The sequence below is a fragment of the Pseudomonas versuta genome, from assembly GCF_001294575.1.
Taxonomy (GTDB): domain Bacteria; phylum Pseudomonadota; class Gammaproteobacteria; order Pseudomonadales; family Pseudomonadaceae; genus Aquipseudomonas; species Aquipseudomonas versuta.
This window is the reverse complement of the sequence record NZ_CP012676.1, coordinates 4,607,054-4,621,596: the sequence shown is the minus strand read 5'-3', so window position 1 is coordinate 4,621,596 and position 14,543 is coordinate 4,607,054. Positions and strand designations below refer to the sequence as shown.

Genomic DNA, 14,543 nt, shown 5'->3' with positions numbered 1-14,543 from the left:
AGCGGCGCCCACTTACATGGAGGTGTTATGAGCATTAGAGATTGGCCGGCGGCAGAGCGACCGCGCGAGAAACTTTTAGAACACGGATCATCCAGTCTTTCGGACGCCGAACTGCTGGCAATCTTCCTGCGAACCGGCGTTTCAGGCAAAAGCGCGGTCGACCTGGCGCGGCATTTACTCGCTGAATTCGGCAGCCTGAGGGCCTTGCTGGAAGCAGATGTCGCTGCGTTCTGTTGTCAGCTGGGGCTGGGGCCAGCCAAGTTCAGCCAGTTGCAGGCGGTGCTGGAAATGGGTCGCCGCCACCTGGCAGAACGCCTGCGCCGCGACTCGGCACTGGAGAGCCCGCAGGCCGTTCGGGACTATCTCAAGTCGTTGCTGCGCCACGAACTCCACGAAGTGTTCGGTTGCCTGTTTATGGACTCCAAACACCGGATGCTGGCCTTTGAGGTGCTGTTCAGGGGCTCCATCGACAGCGCCAGCGTATATCCGCGCCAAGTGGTCAAACGCGCCCTTGCCCATAACGCTGCGGCGGTCATTCTTTGCCACAACCACCCCTCTGGCATCACTGAGCCCAGCCAAGCCGACCGCACTCTGACCAAACGCCTGACCGAGGCCCTGGACTTGATCGAAGTGCGAGTGCTGGATCACTTTATCGTCGGAGACGGTGAGCCCCTCTCAATGGTCGAACATGGCTGGATGTAGCCCTCAGGGTTTGATGCTGACCGTCGAAAAGTCCTGACGCCCGAATGGACTCACCTGATAGCCCTGTACGTCTTTACGGGTAAGCGCGTAGGCAGTTGGATGTGCCAGTGGCAGCCAGAGCGCTTGCTGCTGAATCAATGCCTGGGCCTTTTGATACAGCGCACTGCGCTTGTCCTGATCGGTGAGGGTTTTGCCCTCGCTGATCAGGCTATCCAGAGTCTTGTCGCAATAGCGCGCAAAGTTAGTCCCTGACTTAACTGCCGCACATGAAAACTGCGGGGTCAGGAAGTTGTCCGGGTCACCGTTATCGCCGGCCCAGCCCATAAACAGCAGGTCATGCTCTCCTGCTTTGGCGCGGCGTATCAATTCGCCCCACTCGATCACCCGGATGTCCGCCTTGATGCCTACCTTGTCCAGGTCCGCCTGCAGCAACTGCGCCCCCAGGCTCGGATTCGGGTTCAGCACGCTACCGGTAGGGCGGGTCCAGATGGTGGTTTTGAAGCCGTCCTTGAGACCAGCCTTGGCCAATAGCTCTTTGGCTTTTTGCGGATCATGGGCATAACCCGGCAAATCCTTGGCGTAACCCCAGGTCGTGGGTGGATAAATGCCATTGGCAGTCTGCGCACTGTTCTCGAACACCGCCTTCAGGTAAGTGTCTTTATCGAATGCCAGATTGATCGCCTGACGCACTTCGGGCTTGTCCAGCGGCGGGTGCTGACTGTTGATGGCCACAAAGGCCGTCATGAAGGCCGGGGTTTGCGCAACGCTCAGTGCCGGGTCCTTGGTCGCGGCATCTACATCCAGCGGCTTGGGGGAGAGCGCAATCTGGCATTCATTGCGGCGTAATTTCTGCAGACGCACGTTAGCGTCCGGAGTGATGGCAAAAATCAGCCCGTCGATGGCCGGCTTGCCCGCGAAATAGTCCGGGTTGGCCTTGTAACGCACCACTGCATCTTTCTGAAAACGCGTGAACACAAAAGGCCCGGTACCGATCGGCTGACTGTTCATCAGCTGCGGCGTACCGGCCTTGAGCAGTTTGTCGGCATATTCGGCCGAATAGATCGACGCAAAGCCCATGCTCAACGCCGGCAGGAACGTTGAATCAGGACGGCTGAGGGTAAAGCGCACGGTCAACGGGTCAGGGGTTTCGATTTTTTTGATCAGATCCGGCAACTGCAAGGACTGCGCATGGGGGAAACCGCTTTGCGCCACTTTGTGCCAAGGATTGTTCGGGTCAAGCATGCGCTCGAAGCTGAAACGCACGTCATCGGCATTCAATTCACGGCTCGGGGTGAAATAGGGCGTGCTGTGAAATTTGACGCCTGGCCGTAATTTGAAGTCGTACACAAGGCCGTCAGGAGACACTGACCAGCTTTGCGCCAGGCTGGGCACCAACCTGGCCGCCCGGACATCAAAATCCACCAGGCGATTCATCAGCACGTCTGCCGAGGCATTGGTGGTCGTGAGCGAGTTGTACTGCACCACATCGAACCCTTCGGGACTGGCCTCGGTGCAAACACTCAAGGTGGCCGCCTGAGCCAGCGGGCTCAGGCAAAAGGTGAGCAATAAGGGGGCGGCAGCGAGACGCATGATCTGTTTCCTTTGCAAGTCGATGTGGCCCATCTGCAGGCGCAGTCTGGAAAAGACTCACCCTAGTGACCTGATAGACAAATGACTACTTTTTAATACGCTCCGTTCCCTGTAGCGGCTGCCGAAGGCTCCTGCAGAGCACGAAACGGGCGTTTTTTCGGCCATATCAAGACCCGCCCGACCTCATCGCGGCCTTCGACAGCAGCGTCAAAGCACAAAATTCGCACTGAAACCTTTCACCTCGCGACGAGCGGTAAAACTCAAGCAGGCATGGGCTTTAGCGTGAATTGTCGTTAGACTGCCAGCTTAATTAATTACAGCAAACCACAGTTCGTGTTGTTGCTCTTTAGTCTTTCTGGTATAAAGCAGCGCTCTTTTCTAGGGGCCCGGTTCCTTCGTTTGTAGGTGTAGCCGGTAAGACCCTTAAAGAAACGCGGCGCCTGGCGCCATGACTGAGAGATTAAGCGGCCAACCCATGCCGGGTTGGGCATGTGGTTTTAGAGGGCTGAGGCATGTCGAGAGTCTGTCAAGTTACCGGTAAGGGTCCGGTGACTGGGAATAACATTTCCCACGCAAATAACAAAACCCGTCGTCGTTTCCTGCCGAACCTGCAGCATCACCGCTTCTGGGTTGAAGAAGAGAAACGTTTTGTTCGTCTGCGCGTATCTGCTAAAGGCATGCGCATCATCGACAAGCGTGGCATCACTGTCGTGCTGGCCGAAATCCGCCGCGATGGCAAGATCTAAGGGAGCTAATCATGCGTGAATTGATCCGTTTGGTGTCGAGCGCTGGTACAGGCCATTTCTACACCACAGATAAGAACAAGCGCACCACTCCGGACAAAATCGAAATCAAAAAATTCGATCCGCGGGTTCGCAAGCACGTGATCTACAAAGAAGCCAAAATCAAGTAATTGGTTTTACTTCTTACAAAAAAGGCCCGCATCTCACGATACGGGCCTTTTTTGTTGCCGCGTGCTGACTGTCGCACGTGAAACCGCTCTCACATCCACTTCCCGATCTGACCCAGCGTCATGGTCACACCCCCCGCCTGCGCCACGATCGCCCGGCCGCCAACTATCGGCTCAGGGCTTTTGCTCAAACACCACGTACACCTTGCGACATGGCTCCAGCACTTCCCACGTGCCACTGAAGCCGGCAGGGATGACAAAACGGTCACCGGCCCGCAGAGTCTTGGCATTACCTTCCTTGTCACGCAGAACTGAAACGCCCTGCAGGATTTCGCAATATTCATGCTCGGTGTAATTGACCGTCCACTGACCCACAGCGCCTTCCCACACCCCCGCGCTCATCTGCCCACAAGGGCTGTCGTAATGGTTGTGGATAACTTGCTCGGGGTTCCCCTTGAGCACTTTTTCCGGTGCAGGGCTGAAGCGATCAGCCTGGGTTTTGGCAGTGCTGAAGTCGACAATAGTGGCAATGCTCATTTTTTTTGTACCCCCGAAATTGCTGCGTGTGTGGTCAGAAAGGCAAAAGGCGATGTTTATTAAAACGAACAAGCCTTGCCGTTTGCGACACATGTGTCAAATATATTGAAAGTTCCAGGGCCACTGGTTTAGGGTGGCGCAAGTCTCGTACCGATCACTTTAGTGGATCGGACAGCATCCATGACGCGCCATGCTAAAGCCTGAGCGCTTCTATTTTTAATAAGAGGAGGACACTCGAATGACCACCCTGACGCGTGCTGATTGGGAACAACGGGCCAAACAGCTGAAAATCGAAGGTCGCGCCTACATCAACGGTGAATACACCGACGCGGTCTCCAATGAAACGTTCGAGTGTCTCAGCCCGGTCGACGGCCGCTTGCTGGGCAAAGTTGCCAGCTGCGATGCAGCAGACGCCCAACGCGCCGTAGAAGTGGCACGCAAGACCTTTGAATCAGGCGTCTGGTCGCGTCTGGCACCGGCCAAGCGCAAAGCCGCCATGATCCGCTTTGCCGGTCTGCTCAAGCAAAACGCCGAAGAACTGGCCCTGCTTGAAACCCTGGACATGGGCAAGCCGATCAGCGATTCACTGCACATCGACGTACCCGGTGCAGCCGGTGCGCTGAGCTGGAGCGGTGAAGCCATCGACAAGATTTACGACGAGGTTGCAGCCACCCCGCACGACCAGTTGGGCCTGGTTACCCGCGAAGCGGTCGGCGTAGTCGCCGCCATCGTGCCGTGGAACTTCCCGTTGATGATGGCCTGCTGGAAGCTCGGCCCTGCGCTGTCGACCGGCAACTCGGTGATCCTCAAGCCGTCCGAAAAATCGCCGCTGACTGCCATCCGCATTGCTGCACTGGCCGTTGAAGCCGGCATTCCGGCTGGCGTCCTGAACGTCCTGCCAGGTTACGGTCACACTGTCGGCAAAGCCCTGGCCTTGCACATGGATGTCGACACCCTGGTATTTACCGGCTCGACCAAAATCGCCAAGCAGCTGATGATCTATTCCGGCGAATCCAACATGAAACGCATCTGGCTCGAAGCCGGCGGCAAGAGCCCGAACATCGTCTTCGCCGATGCTCCCGACCTGCAAGCCGCTGCCGAATCCGCTGCCAGCGCCATCGCCTTCAACCAGGGCGAAGTCTGTACCGCAGGTTCGCGCCTGCTGGTCGAGCGCTCGATCAAGGACAAGTTCCTGCCACTGGTCATCGAAGCCCTCAAGGCCTGGAAGCCGGGCAACCCGCTGGATCCGGCCACTACCGTTGGCGCGCTGGTCGACACTCAGCAAATGAACACCGTGCTGTCGTACATCGAGTCCGGCCATAGCGAAGGCGCAAAACTGGTTGCCGGTGGTAATCGAATCCTGCAGGAAACCGGCGGCACCTACGTCGAACCGACTATTTTCGACGGCGTGAGCAACGCGATGAAAATCGCCCAGGAAGAAATCTTTGGCCCGGTCTTGTCGGTTATTTCCTTCGACACCGCCGCAGAGGCGATCCAGATTGCCAACGACACGCCATACGGCCTGGCGGCTGCGGTCTGGACCGCCGATATCTCCAAGGCTCACCTGACAGCCAAGGCCCTGCGCGCCGGCAGCGTGTGGGTCAACCAATACGATGGCGGCGACATGACGGCGCCGTTTGGTGGTTTCAAACAGTCGGGTAACGGCCGTGACAAGTCGCTGCACGCGTTCGATAAATACACCGAGCTGAAGTCCACCTGGATCAAGCTGTAACAGCGCACACGCAACACTCTGTGGGAGCGGGCTTGCCCGCGATAATTGCACCCCGGTCTGCTTGATGGACTCTGGTGCTTTGATCGCGGGCAGCCCGCTCCCACATTTGCTTTAAACCTTTATTTTTAGTTATCCACAGGAGCACACAGATGCGTTGGGCGACCTACTTCGCTGTACTGGCATCGGTACTCAGCGTCGGCCTGGCGCTGGGTGTGAGCATGCCGCTGGTGTCGTTCCGGCTCGAAAGCTGGGGGTATGGCGGGTTCGCGATTGGCGTGATGGCAGCCATGCCGGCAATCGGCGTTCTGGTAGGTGCCAGCCTGGCCAGCAAACTGGCCTCGCGCTTTGGCACGCCAGCCCTGATGCGTCTGTGTTTGTGGTGTGGCGCGATGTCCATCGGGCTGCTGGCGTTACTGCCCAGCTACCCGGTGTGGCTGGCGTTGCGACTGCTGATCGGTGTGGTGCTCACGATCATTTTTATTCTCGGTGAAAGCTGGATCAACCAACTGGTGGTCGAACAATGGCGCGGCCGCCTGGTGGCGCTGTATGGCTCGGCCTATGCCTTGAGCCAACTGTCCGGGCCCCTGCTATTGGGCCTGGTCGGCTCTGAAGGCGACTACGGATTCTGGATCGGCGTGGCGTTGTTGACCTTGGCGCCCTTGCTGCTGATGGGCCGCGAGGGTGCCCCCGTCACCGAAGCGTACAGCGTGACTTTCAAGGATCTGCTGGGATTCTGTCGGGGCTTGCCAGCCATTGCCTGGGCGGTAGGGCTCTTTGCAGCCTTCGAGGCCATGATTCTGACCCTGCTGCCCGTCTATTGCCTGCGCCAGGGGTTTACCGCCGACATCGCCCTGGCAATGGTCAGCACCGTGGTGGTCGGCGATGCCCTGCTGCAACTGCCAATTGGCGCGCTGGCCGACCGTCTGTCGCGCCGCTCATTGTTTACCGGTTGCGCGGTGCTGCTGATGCTGTCGAGTCTGGCAGTCCCGCTCTTGCTCAATACCCTGTTGATCTGGCCGCTGTGGGTGATTTTCGGCGCCAGCGCAGGCGGCCTGTTCACCTTGTCGTTGATTTTGATCGGCGAGCGCTACCGCGACGACGCGCTGGTACGGGCCAACGCCCATATAGCCCAGCTATGGGGCATTGGATGCCTCATCGGACCGCTGGCCGCAGGCGCTGGCAGCCAGTGGGTCAGCGGGCATGCCCTGCCGCTGTTTATGGCGGCCGGAGCGTTGGTGCTGGTCATTCTCGTGTTGCGTCAGGGCGCCTTTGGCGCAGAGCAAACAGCCGCATAAAACTATAAAACTGCAGGAGCGAGCTTGCCTCGCGATAGTCGCTCAAACCTGATCATCGCGAGGCAAGCTCGCTCCTAAAGAGCAAAGGGGCAGGGTGGCTACAACATCTTCTCCAGCCCCACGCTTTTGCTGAACCATGCATTTAACCGGCGCCACCAATTGCCCGGCTCGTGGCTCAGAGTATGCAAACGGCCATTGTCCTCGGTCACCCAGACGATCTTGCCCTGGTCCAGTTTCGGCTCGTAACTCAGTGCCGGGGACATGCCTTGCAACGCCAGCCTGCGAGCCTCGGCCGCCAGTTGCGGGCTGTCCACCAGCACCCCGACCTCGGTGTTCCACAAGCCGGAACGCGGGTCAAAATTGAACGAGCCGATGAACGACTTTTGCCCGTCAAAAATCATCGCCTTGCTGTGCAGGCTCGAATCGCTGCTCATCCCGTGTTTGAACAGGTGCGGACCGCTGCCCGGGTTACTGCCGGGCTGGCGGCGCAGCTCAAAGAGCTTGACCCCGTGCTCCAGCAACGCCTTGCGATACGGGGCATAGCCGCCGTGCACCGCCGGCACGTCCGTGGCCTCCAGGGAGTTGGTCAATAAACGTACATCGACCCCGGCATCCGCGCGGCCCGTGAGGTACACCAACCCGGTTTCACCCGGCACAAAGTAGGCTGAGACCAGGATCAGCTCTTTGTTCACGCCAGCCAGCTCCGGCGCCAGTTGGGTGGTCAACAGCAAATGCGAATCCGGTTCGTCCTTGGCCAGCACCTTACTGGGGGCATCCCACAATGCCTGACCCCAGGCCCAGATCAGCTCTTTGCGCCAGGTATCCAGCTGCGGGCTGGTTTCATACGACGCCAGTTGCTGGTACAGCGTGTTATTACGTTGTTGCGCCAGTTTGAGAGACGCCTCGAGCTTTTGACGCGCCCTGGCCAGCTCCCCCCTGGACAGGCGCGCAGAGACAAAATCACCAATGGGCTGGCTCAGGGCGCTGTTCCAGTATTGATCGAAGCTGTACCCCAGCTGCTGCGCCACCGGCCCCACGCAGAGCAGGTCGATGTCAGTGAAATTCAGGTCCGGCTGGGCATCGAAATACTCATCGCCCAAATTACGCCCGCCGACAATTGCCACGCTGTTATCGGCCACCCACAGCTTGTTGTGCATACGCCGGTGCTGGCGCGAAAGATTGAATAGCCGTCCCACCGCCCGGGTCACACCCGTACCCCGCCCCAATTGCAGCGGGTTGAACAAGCGGATCTGAATATTGGGATGGGCTGCCAGGGTGGCCAGAATATCGTCCAGGCCATCGCTGGCCGTGTCGTCGAGCAGGATTCTTACCCGCACCCCGCGATCGGCAGCCTTGAGCAACTCATCGACCAGCATCCGCGTGCTCAGCCCGTCGTGAACGATGTAGTACTGCAGGTCCAGGCTGCTTTGCGCATTGCGGATCAGCTCTGCCCGGGCCCGGAACGCTTCGCCGCTGTTGGGCAATAAACGAAACCCCGAGCGCCCCTGGTAGGGCGCGGCCTGAGCCATGATCGAACGGCCAAAGGATGACTCAATGGCTGGTGTAGCCTGACTCGGCTCTCGAGGTGCGTCCAAAGTGCTACAGCCTCCCAGCAACAGCGCGAAAAACAACATGCAGAGTGATTTCAACGTGGGCGCCCCGTTCAACTGACCGCGTGAGCGGCTGCACTGGCCAACAATTTGCTGGCTGCTTCACCGACCTTGCGCACGGCCTCTTCAACCTGCAGCGTTGGTTTGGCAGCGTAGTTCATGCGCAAGCAATTACGGTATTTGCCCGAAGCCGAAAAAATACTGCCCACCGCGATCTGCACCCCCTGCTCAAGCAACGCGCGATTGAGACGCAAGCTATCAAACCCCTCCGGCAGTTCAAGCCACAGCATAAAGCTGCCCTGGGGCCGGCTGGCGCGGGTGCCGGGCGGAAAGTAGCGGCTGATCCAACCCAGCATCAAATCGCGGTTACGCTGATATTGCATGCGCATTCTGCGCAGATGCGGCTCGAAATGGCCGTTTTTCAAAAAGTCGGCAACGGCCAGTTGCGGCTGCGGCGCGGTGGAGCCGGTGGAGATGTACTTCATGTGCAGCACCCGCTCCAGATATCGCCCCGGCGCGACCCAGCCGACCCGCAGGCCGGGTGCCAGCGTCTTGGAAAACGAGCTGCACAACAAAACCCGACCATCATCGTCAAACGACTTGATCGTGCGCGGGCGAGGGTAGGTGTAGGCCAGCTCGCCATAGACATCATCTTCGATAATGGCCACATCAAAGCGCTGTGCCAGTGACACCAATGCCCGTTTTCGCGCCTCGGGCATGATGTAGCCCAGCGGATTGTTGCAACTGGGGGTGATCTGTATCGCCTTGATCGGCCACTGCTCCAGCGCCAGCTCCAGCGCATCCAGACTGATGCCGGTCAGCGGGTCGGTGGGGATCTCCAGCGCCTTCATGCCCAGCCCCTTGAGGGTTTGCATCGCGCCGTGAAAACTCGGTGAGTCGACCGCCACAATGTCGCCCGGCTCGCACACCGCCCGAATGCTGCACGACAGGGCTTCATGGCAGCCGGTGGTGATCACCAGCTCGTCGGGGCTCAACTGACAGCCCGAATCGAGCAGCAGGCGCGCCAGTTGCTCGCGCAGGGCCAGCACGCCGTAAACGTTGTCGTAATACAGGCCGGGCAAGTCCAGGCGGCGGCTGATTTGTGCCAGGCTGCGCAACAGCGGCTTGATGGTCGGCGTCGTAACGTCCGGCATCCCGCGCCCCAGCTGTATCACATCCTTTTGCGGCACCGAACGCACCAGTTCCAGCACCTGCTCCCACTGGGAAATTTCCACAGGCCGCTGGGCGGGTTTGCCCATGCCCGGCAAGGCCGGCAATTCGCGCTCCATGGGCACAAAGTACCCGGACTTGGGGCGGGGCGACGCCAGGCCGTTATCCTCCAGCAACCTGTACGCCTGCTGCACCGTGCTCAGGCTCACACCGTGTTCGGCGCTTAATGCCCGCACCGAAGGCAAGCGGTCACCGGGGCGATAAAAGCCCTGTTCGATGCGCGTACCGAGCAGCTCGGCAAGATTGAGATAAAGGGTCATGGCAGGATTCTCGAAAGAGTGACCAGTACAGATGAGGCATAAACCGGGGATTCAGCGTCTAAAAAGGCGAATCTGTATGCATATAAAAACAGTTTGCTGAATCTGTCATGGTTTTAAGCGCAAGCCCATCATGCTGACTCATAGCAATTGAGTCAAAAGGAGCTGCCTGATGAATGGTTTGAGCGATGTGCGTCTGACGTTACACGGCCCGCAATTACAGGCAGAGCACGAATCTTTCCAGGTCGCCAGCTCACCTGCCGCATTAAGCCGCTGGGGCCTGTTCTTTCACCGTTCACGTACCCGCCGGGCCCTGCTCAGGCTGGATGCACAGCAGTTACTGGACGTGGGTTTGAGCCCGGAGCTGGCCCGGCGCGAAGGCTGTAAACCGTTCTGGCGCTCTTGACCGAACCTGCAGGAGCGAGCTTGCTCGCGATCTTTTGCGAACAGCTCGCGAGCAAGCTCGTTCCTGCAGGGGGATGGGTTAACCCAGCTCTTTGAGCCGATGCCACAACATGCCCAGCGCCAGCAACGGCGAACGCAGGTACTTGCCGCCCGGAAAGGTGATGTGCGGGACTTTGGCGAACAGGTCAAAACCGTGGCTTTGCTGGCCGCTAATAGCCTCGGCCAGCAGCTTGCCGGCCAGGTGTGTGGCATTCACCCCATGACCCGAATACGCCTGGGCGAAATACACGTTGGGCTGGTCCGGCAGACGACCGATCTGCGGCAAGCGGTTGGCGCCTATGCCAATCATCCCGCCCCACTGGTAATCGATTTTTACATCGGCCAGATGCGGGAACACGTCGAGCATCTTCGGCCGCATGTAAGCGCCAATGTCCTGCGGGTCGCGACCTGAGTAATGGCAGGCCCCACCAAACAGCAAACGCCGGTCCGCCGAAAGCCGGTAGTAATCCAGCGCCACACGCTGATCGCATACCGCCATGTTTTGCGGCAGTAAAGCGTGGGCCTGGGCTTCACTCAAGGGCTCGGTCGCAATGATGTAACTGCCCGCAGGCAGGACTTTGCCACTGAGTTGCGGGTTGAGATCCTTGAGATAGGCATTACAGCCCAGCACCAGACTCTTGGCCCGCACCGATCCCTGAGCCGTATGCACCCGCACTTCAGGGCCGTAATCGATCCGGCTTACCGCGCTGTTTTCGAACAGTTTCACGCCCAATTGCGCCGCGGCAGCGGCTTCACCCAGCGCCAGGTTAAGCGGGTGCAAATGACCCGAGCCCATGTCGACCAGGCCGCCCACATATCGGTCCGAGCCGACCACACTGCGCACTTCATTGGCTTGCAGCAAACGGGTTTCGTGGCGATATCCCAAGCCCCGCAATTCTTCGGCTTCTTCGGCAAAACCTTCCAGGTCGCGAGGCTTGTTGGCCAGGTCGCAATAACCCCAGGTCAGGTCGCAGGCAATGTTGTAGCGCTCGACCCGCTGGCGGACGATTTCCACCGCCTCAAGGCCCATCAACTTCATTTGCCGCACACCGTCTTTGCCGATGATCCCTTCAAACTGCTCAAGCCCGTGGCCGACGCCGCGAATCAGTTGCCCGCCATTGCGCCCGCTGGCGCCCCAGCCGATCTTGTGCGCTTCGAGCACAATCACGCTCATGCCGCGCTCGAACAGCTCCAGCGCTGTGTTCAGGCCGGAAAAACCACCGCCCACCACGCACACATCAGCCACATGCTCACCTTGCAGCACCGGATGATCGGGCTGCGGCAGACTGCTGGCGGCGTAATAAGAAGCGGTGTGCTGGCTGCGCTGATCCGGGGCGCTCATGTGCTTAATCCTGATTATTCATGTTAGAAAAATTTGACGGAGCATAAGCCCGGCCATTCCCGCGGGGCAAGAACAGCCCGACGGCCCTGTCTAGACTGAGGCTTTTCGGGCAGACTCAGTGGCCTTTTCAAATCCGGTAAGCCTTAGATGAGCTGCAACAGTCACAAAATTCGCTTTCTCAGGCAGCAAATCCCCTCGTTCGAATGCGTTCCGGGCTGCCATGACTGCTGCGGGCCTGTGACCACCTCATCTGAAGAAATGGCCCGCCTGCCGCGCAAGACCGCGGCCGAGCAAGAGGCGGCCATGGACGAGCTGAACTGCGTACACCTGGGCCCCAATGGCTGCACCGTGTATGAAGAGCGCCCGCTGATCTGCCGTCTGTTCGGCACTACCCCGACCTTGCCGTGCCCCAATGGCCGCCGCCCTGTGGAAATGATCCATCCCTCGGCCGAGAAGCTGGTACATGAATACATCGCCAGTACGCGCCAGGTGCTGGTCTAGAACCTCCCGGCCTCTGTAGGAACGAGCTTGCTCGCGAGCGGTTAAAAGCTCGCTCCTACAGGTCACGGGGTCAATCCGGGATCGGCAAATTCAGGCTCTCTTTCACTTCTTCCATCACGATATAGCTCTTGGACTCACGTACGTGGGGCAGTTTGAGCAAGATATCGCCCAGCAGTTTGCGGTAAGAGGCCATCTCGCTGATCCGCGCCTTGACCAGATAGTCGAAGTCCCCCGAGACCAGATGGCACTCCAGTACATGAGGCAGTTTCAGCACTGCACGGCGGAATTCTTCAAAAGTATCCCCTGACTTGTAGTCGAGGCTGATTTCGACAAACACCAGCAAACTGCCCTGCAAATGCTGCGGGTTGAGCCGGGCGTTGTAGCCCATGATGATCCCTTCGCGTTCCAGCCTGCGTACCCGCTCGGTACAGGGTGTGGTCGACAGCCCTACCTTCTCTCCAAGCTCGGTAAACGAGATCCGGCCATCGGCCTGCAGGATGCGCAAAATGTTGCGATCGATCTTGTCCAGTTCACGCTTTGTCTGATGATTTGTACGCATAGGAGATTCTCCTTTGTAAAAAGCGTTTTGGCCGAGAATTGTCGCCAAATATAGCTTTTTATACAGTGAAATCCACTGGCAAATGCTTCTTATACTGCGCTCATCTTCGCTTTGAACAATAAACGTCTGCGGCTGGCCGCGATGAGGGAAATAAATATGCGAGTTATGGTATTGGGTGGCGGCGTTATTGGTACTGCCAGCGCCTATTATCTGGCCCGAGCCGGTTTCGATGTGGTTGTCGTAGACCGTCAGCCAGCCGTTGCGATGGAAACCAGCTTTGCCAACGCCGGCCAGGTCTCCCCGGGCTATGCCTCGCCATGGGCCGCGCCGGGCGTCCCGCTCAAGGCGATCAAATGGTTGCTGGAGCGCCACGCGCCCCTGGCGATCAAGGCCACCACCAATATCGACCAGTACCTGTGGATGGCGCAGATGCTGCGCAACTGCACCGCCAGCCGCTACGCGGTGAACAAGGAGCGCATGGTGCGCCTGTCCGAGTACAGCCGCGACTGCCTCGATGAACTGCGCGCCGAAACCGGTATTGCCTACGAGGCCCGCAACCTCGGTACCACTCAATTGTTCCGTACCCAGGCTCAACTGGACGGCGCAGCCAAAGATATCGCCGTACTCAAGGAGTCCGGTGTGCCTTACGAGCTGCTCGACCGCGCGGGTATCGCCCGGGTTGAGCCGGCACTGGCCGGCGTCACTGACATTCTGGCCGGCGCCCTGCGCCTGCCCAATGACCAGACTGGTGACTGTCAGATGTTCACCACCCGCCTGGCTGAAATGGCCAAAAACCTGGGTGTTGAATTCCGCTTCGGTCAGGATATACAGCACCTGGACTACGCGGGCGATCGCATCAATGGCGTGATGATCGACGGCAAGCTCGAAACCGCCGACCGCTACGTACTGGCCCTGGGCAGCTACTCACCACAAATGCTCAAACCGCTGGGCATCAAGGCCCCGGTTTACCCGCTCAAAGGCTACTCGCTGACCATCCCGATCACCGATCCGGCCATGGCGCCAACCTCGACCATTCTTGATGAGACCTACAAGGTTGCCATCACCCGTTTCGACAACCGTATCCGCGTCGGCGGCATGGCCGAGATTGCCGGTTTTGACCTGTCGCTCAATCCTCGTCGACGCGAAACCCTGGAGATGATCGTCAATGATCTTTATCCTCGTGGCGGCGATTTGAGCCAGGCAAGTTTCTGGACCGGCCTGCGCCCGACCACCCCGGACGGCACGCCGATCGTGGGCGCAACGCCATTTAAAAACCTGTTCCTGAATACCGGTCATGGCACACTCGGCTGGACCATGGCCTGCGGCTCCGGTCGCTTCCTCGCTGACGTGATGGCCAAAAAGACCCCACAGATCAGCGCCGAAGGCCTTGATATTTCCCGTTACGGAAACCACCAGGAGACTGCTAAACATGGCAATCCAGCGCCAGCTCACCAATGAACGCATGAGCCAGATCGTGGCTCACAACGGTACTGTTTACCTGTCCGGGCAAGTCGGCAATGACATGAACGCCGGGGTTGAGCAACAAACTCGCGAAACCCTGAAGAATATCGAGCACCTGCTGGACCTGGCCGGCACCGACAAAAGCCACATCCTGTCGGTCACCATCTATCTCAAAGACATCGACGCCGACTTTGCCGGCATGAACAGTGCTTGGGACGAGTGGCTGCCTAAAGGCGTACAGCCTGCACGCGCAACGGTCGAAGCCAAGCTGTGCGAACCGGAAATTCTGGTGGAACTGTCCGTTATCGCGGCCCTGCCATAACACCCTTGATGTCATAAAAGTCCCTCTTCCGGTGCCGCGTGTGGTCAAGCC

The 14,543-nt window shown here is 58.9% G+C and carries 15 protein-coding genes; 9 read left to right on the top strand and 6 right to left on the bottom strand.

Annotated features, from left to right (window positions below):
- Positions 1-27: 27 nt before the first annotated feature.
- On the top strand, positions 28-702 hold the full coding sequence (gene radC / locus AOC04_RS20670; protein WP_060696420.1) for a RadC family protein: 675 nt from the start codon (positions 28-30) through the stop codon (positions 700-702).
- 3 nt (positions 703-705) lie between these two features.
- On the opposite strand, the gene AOC04_RS20665 is transcribed toward radC, so the two are convergent.
- Positions 706-2,292 (bottom strand): ABC transporter substrate-binding protein, encoded by a 1,587-nt coding sequence (locus AOC04_RS20665; protein ID WP_060696419.1) that lies wholly within the window; start codon positions 2,290-2,292, stop codon positions 706-708.
- A 512-nt stretch (positions 2,293-2,804) separates the two neighbouring features.
- On the opposite strand from AOC04_RS20665, the gene rpmB reads away from it, so the two are divergent.
- The gene (gene rpmB / locus AOC04_RS20660; RefSeq protein ID WP_003437823.1) at positions 2,805-3,038 is read left to right on the top strand and encodes a 50S ribosomal protein L28; all 234 of its coding nucleotides are present in this window, start codon (positions 2,805-2,807) and stop codon (positions 3,036-3,038) included.
- 11 nt (positions 3,039-3,049) lie between these two features.
- Positions 3,050-3,205 (top strand): 50S ribosomal protein L33, encoded by a 156-nt coding sequence (rpmG, locus tag AOC04_RS20655; RefSeq protein WP_003437824.1) that lies wholly within the window; start codon positions 3,050-3,052, stop codon positions 3,203-3,205.
- A gap of 171 nt (positions 3,206-3,376) precedes the next feature.
- Here the strand turns inward: rpmG and AOC04_RS20650 are convergent, their stop codons facing one another.
- Positions 3,377-3,739 carry a cupin domain-containing protein gene (locus AOC04_RS20650; protein ID WP_060697003.1) on the bottom strand — a complete coding sequence of 121 codons (363 nt, stop codon included), beginning with the start codon at positions 3,737-3,739 and terminating at the stop codon, positions 3,377-3,379.
- Positions 3,740-3,977: 238 nt separating this feature from the next.
- On the opposite strand from AOC04_RS20650, the gene AOC04_RS20645 reads away from it, so the two are divergent.
- Both AOC04_RS20645 and AOC04_RS20640 read left to right on the top strand, forming a co-directional pair.
- Positions 3,978-5,471, top strand: coding sequence for an aldehyde dehydrogenase (locus AOC04_RS20645; RefSeq protein WP_060696418.1), 1,494 nt, complete (start codon positions 3,978-3,980; stop codon positions 5,469-5,471).
- 149 nt (positions 5,472-5,620) lie between these two features.
- On the top strand, positions 5,621-6,766 hold the full coding sequence (locus tag AOC04_RS20640; RefSeq protein WP_060696417.1) for an MFS transporter: 1,146 nt from the start codon (positions 5,621-5,623) through the stop codon (positions 6,764-6,766).
- Positions 6,767-6,864: 98 nt separating this feature from the next.
- Here AOC04_RS20640 and AOC04_RS20635 read toward each other — a convergent pair whose 3' ends face one another.
- Positions 6,865-8,400, bottom strand: coding sequence for a phospholipase D-like domain-containing protein (locus AOC04_RS20635; protein WP_060696416.1), 1,536 nt, complete (start codon positions 8,398-8,400; stop codon positions 6,865-6,867).
- Positions 8,401-8,429: 29 nt separating this feature from the next.
- Positions 8,430-9,866 carry an aminotransferase-like domain-containing protein gene (locus tag AOC04_RS20630; RefSeq protein WP_060696415.1) on the bottom strand — a complete coding sequence of 479 codons (1,437 nt, stop codon included), beginning with the start codon at positions 9,864-9,866 and terminating at the stop codon, positions 8,430-8,432.
- Between the two features lie 169 nt (positions 9,867-10,035).
- Between AOC04_RS20630 and AOC04_RS20625 the strand changes: the two genes are divergently transcribed.
- Positions 10,036-10,269, top strand: coding sequence for a DUF1127 domain-containing protein (locus AOC04_RS20625; RefSeq protein ID WP_060696414.1), 234 nt, complete (start codon positions 10,036-10,038; stop codon positions 10,267-10,269).
- 78 nt (positions 10,270-10,347) lie between these two features.
- Here the strand turns inward: AOC04_RS20625 and AOC04_RS20620 are convergent, their stop codons facing one another.
- Positions 10,348-11,649 carry an NAD(P)/FAD-dependent oxidoreductase gene (locus tag AOC04_RS20620; protein WP_060696413.1) on the bottom strand — a complete coding sequence of 434 codons (1,302 nt, stop codon included), beginning with the start codon at positions 11,647-11,649 and terminating at the stop codon, positions 10,348-10,350.
- A 147-nt stretch (positions 11,650-11,796) separates the two neighbouring features.
- Here AOC04_RS20620 and AOC04_RS20615 point away from each other — a divergent pair, with 147 nt between their 5' ends.
- Positions 11,797-12,150, top strand: a complete 354-nt coding sequence (locus tag AOC04_RS20615; RefSeq protein WP_003437837.1) for a YkgJ family cysteine cluster protein — start codon at positions 11,797-11,799, stop codon at positions 12,148-12,150.
- Positions 12,151-12,220: 70 nt separating this feature from the next.
- On the opposite strand, the gene AOC04_RS20610 is transcribed toward AOC04_RS20615, so the two are convergent.
- Positions 12,221-12,709 carry an Lrp/AsnC ligand binding domain-containing protein gene (locus AOC04_RS20610; RefSeq protein WP_003437842.1) on the bottom strand — a complete coding sequence of 163 codons (489 nt, stop codon included), beginning with the start codon at positions 12,707-12,709 and terminating at the stop codon, positions 12,221-12,223.
- A 156-nt stretch (positions 12,710-12,865) separates the two neighbouring features.
- On the opposite strand from AOC04_RS20610, the gene dadA reads away from it, so the two are divergent.
- Both dadA and AOC04_RS20600 read left to right on the top strand, forming a co-directional pair.
- Positions 12,866-14,167 (top strand): D-amino acid dehydrogenase, encoded by a 1,302-nt coding sequence (gene dadA, locus AOC04_RS20605; RefSeq protein WP_060696412.1) that lies wholly within the window; start codon positions 12,866-12,868, stop codon positions 14,165-14,167.
- Positions 14,139-14,492 carry a RidA family protein gene (locus AOC04_RS20600; RefSeq protein WP_060696411.1) on the top strand — a complete coding sequence of 118 codons (354 nt, stop codon included), beginning with the start codon at positions 14,139-14,141 and terminating at the stop codon, positions 14,490-14,492. The genes dadA and AOC04_RS20600 overlap by 29 nt, the downstream gene beginning before the upstream one ends.
- Positions 14,493-14,543 lie beyond the last annotated feature (51 nt).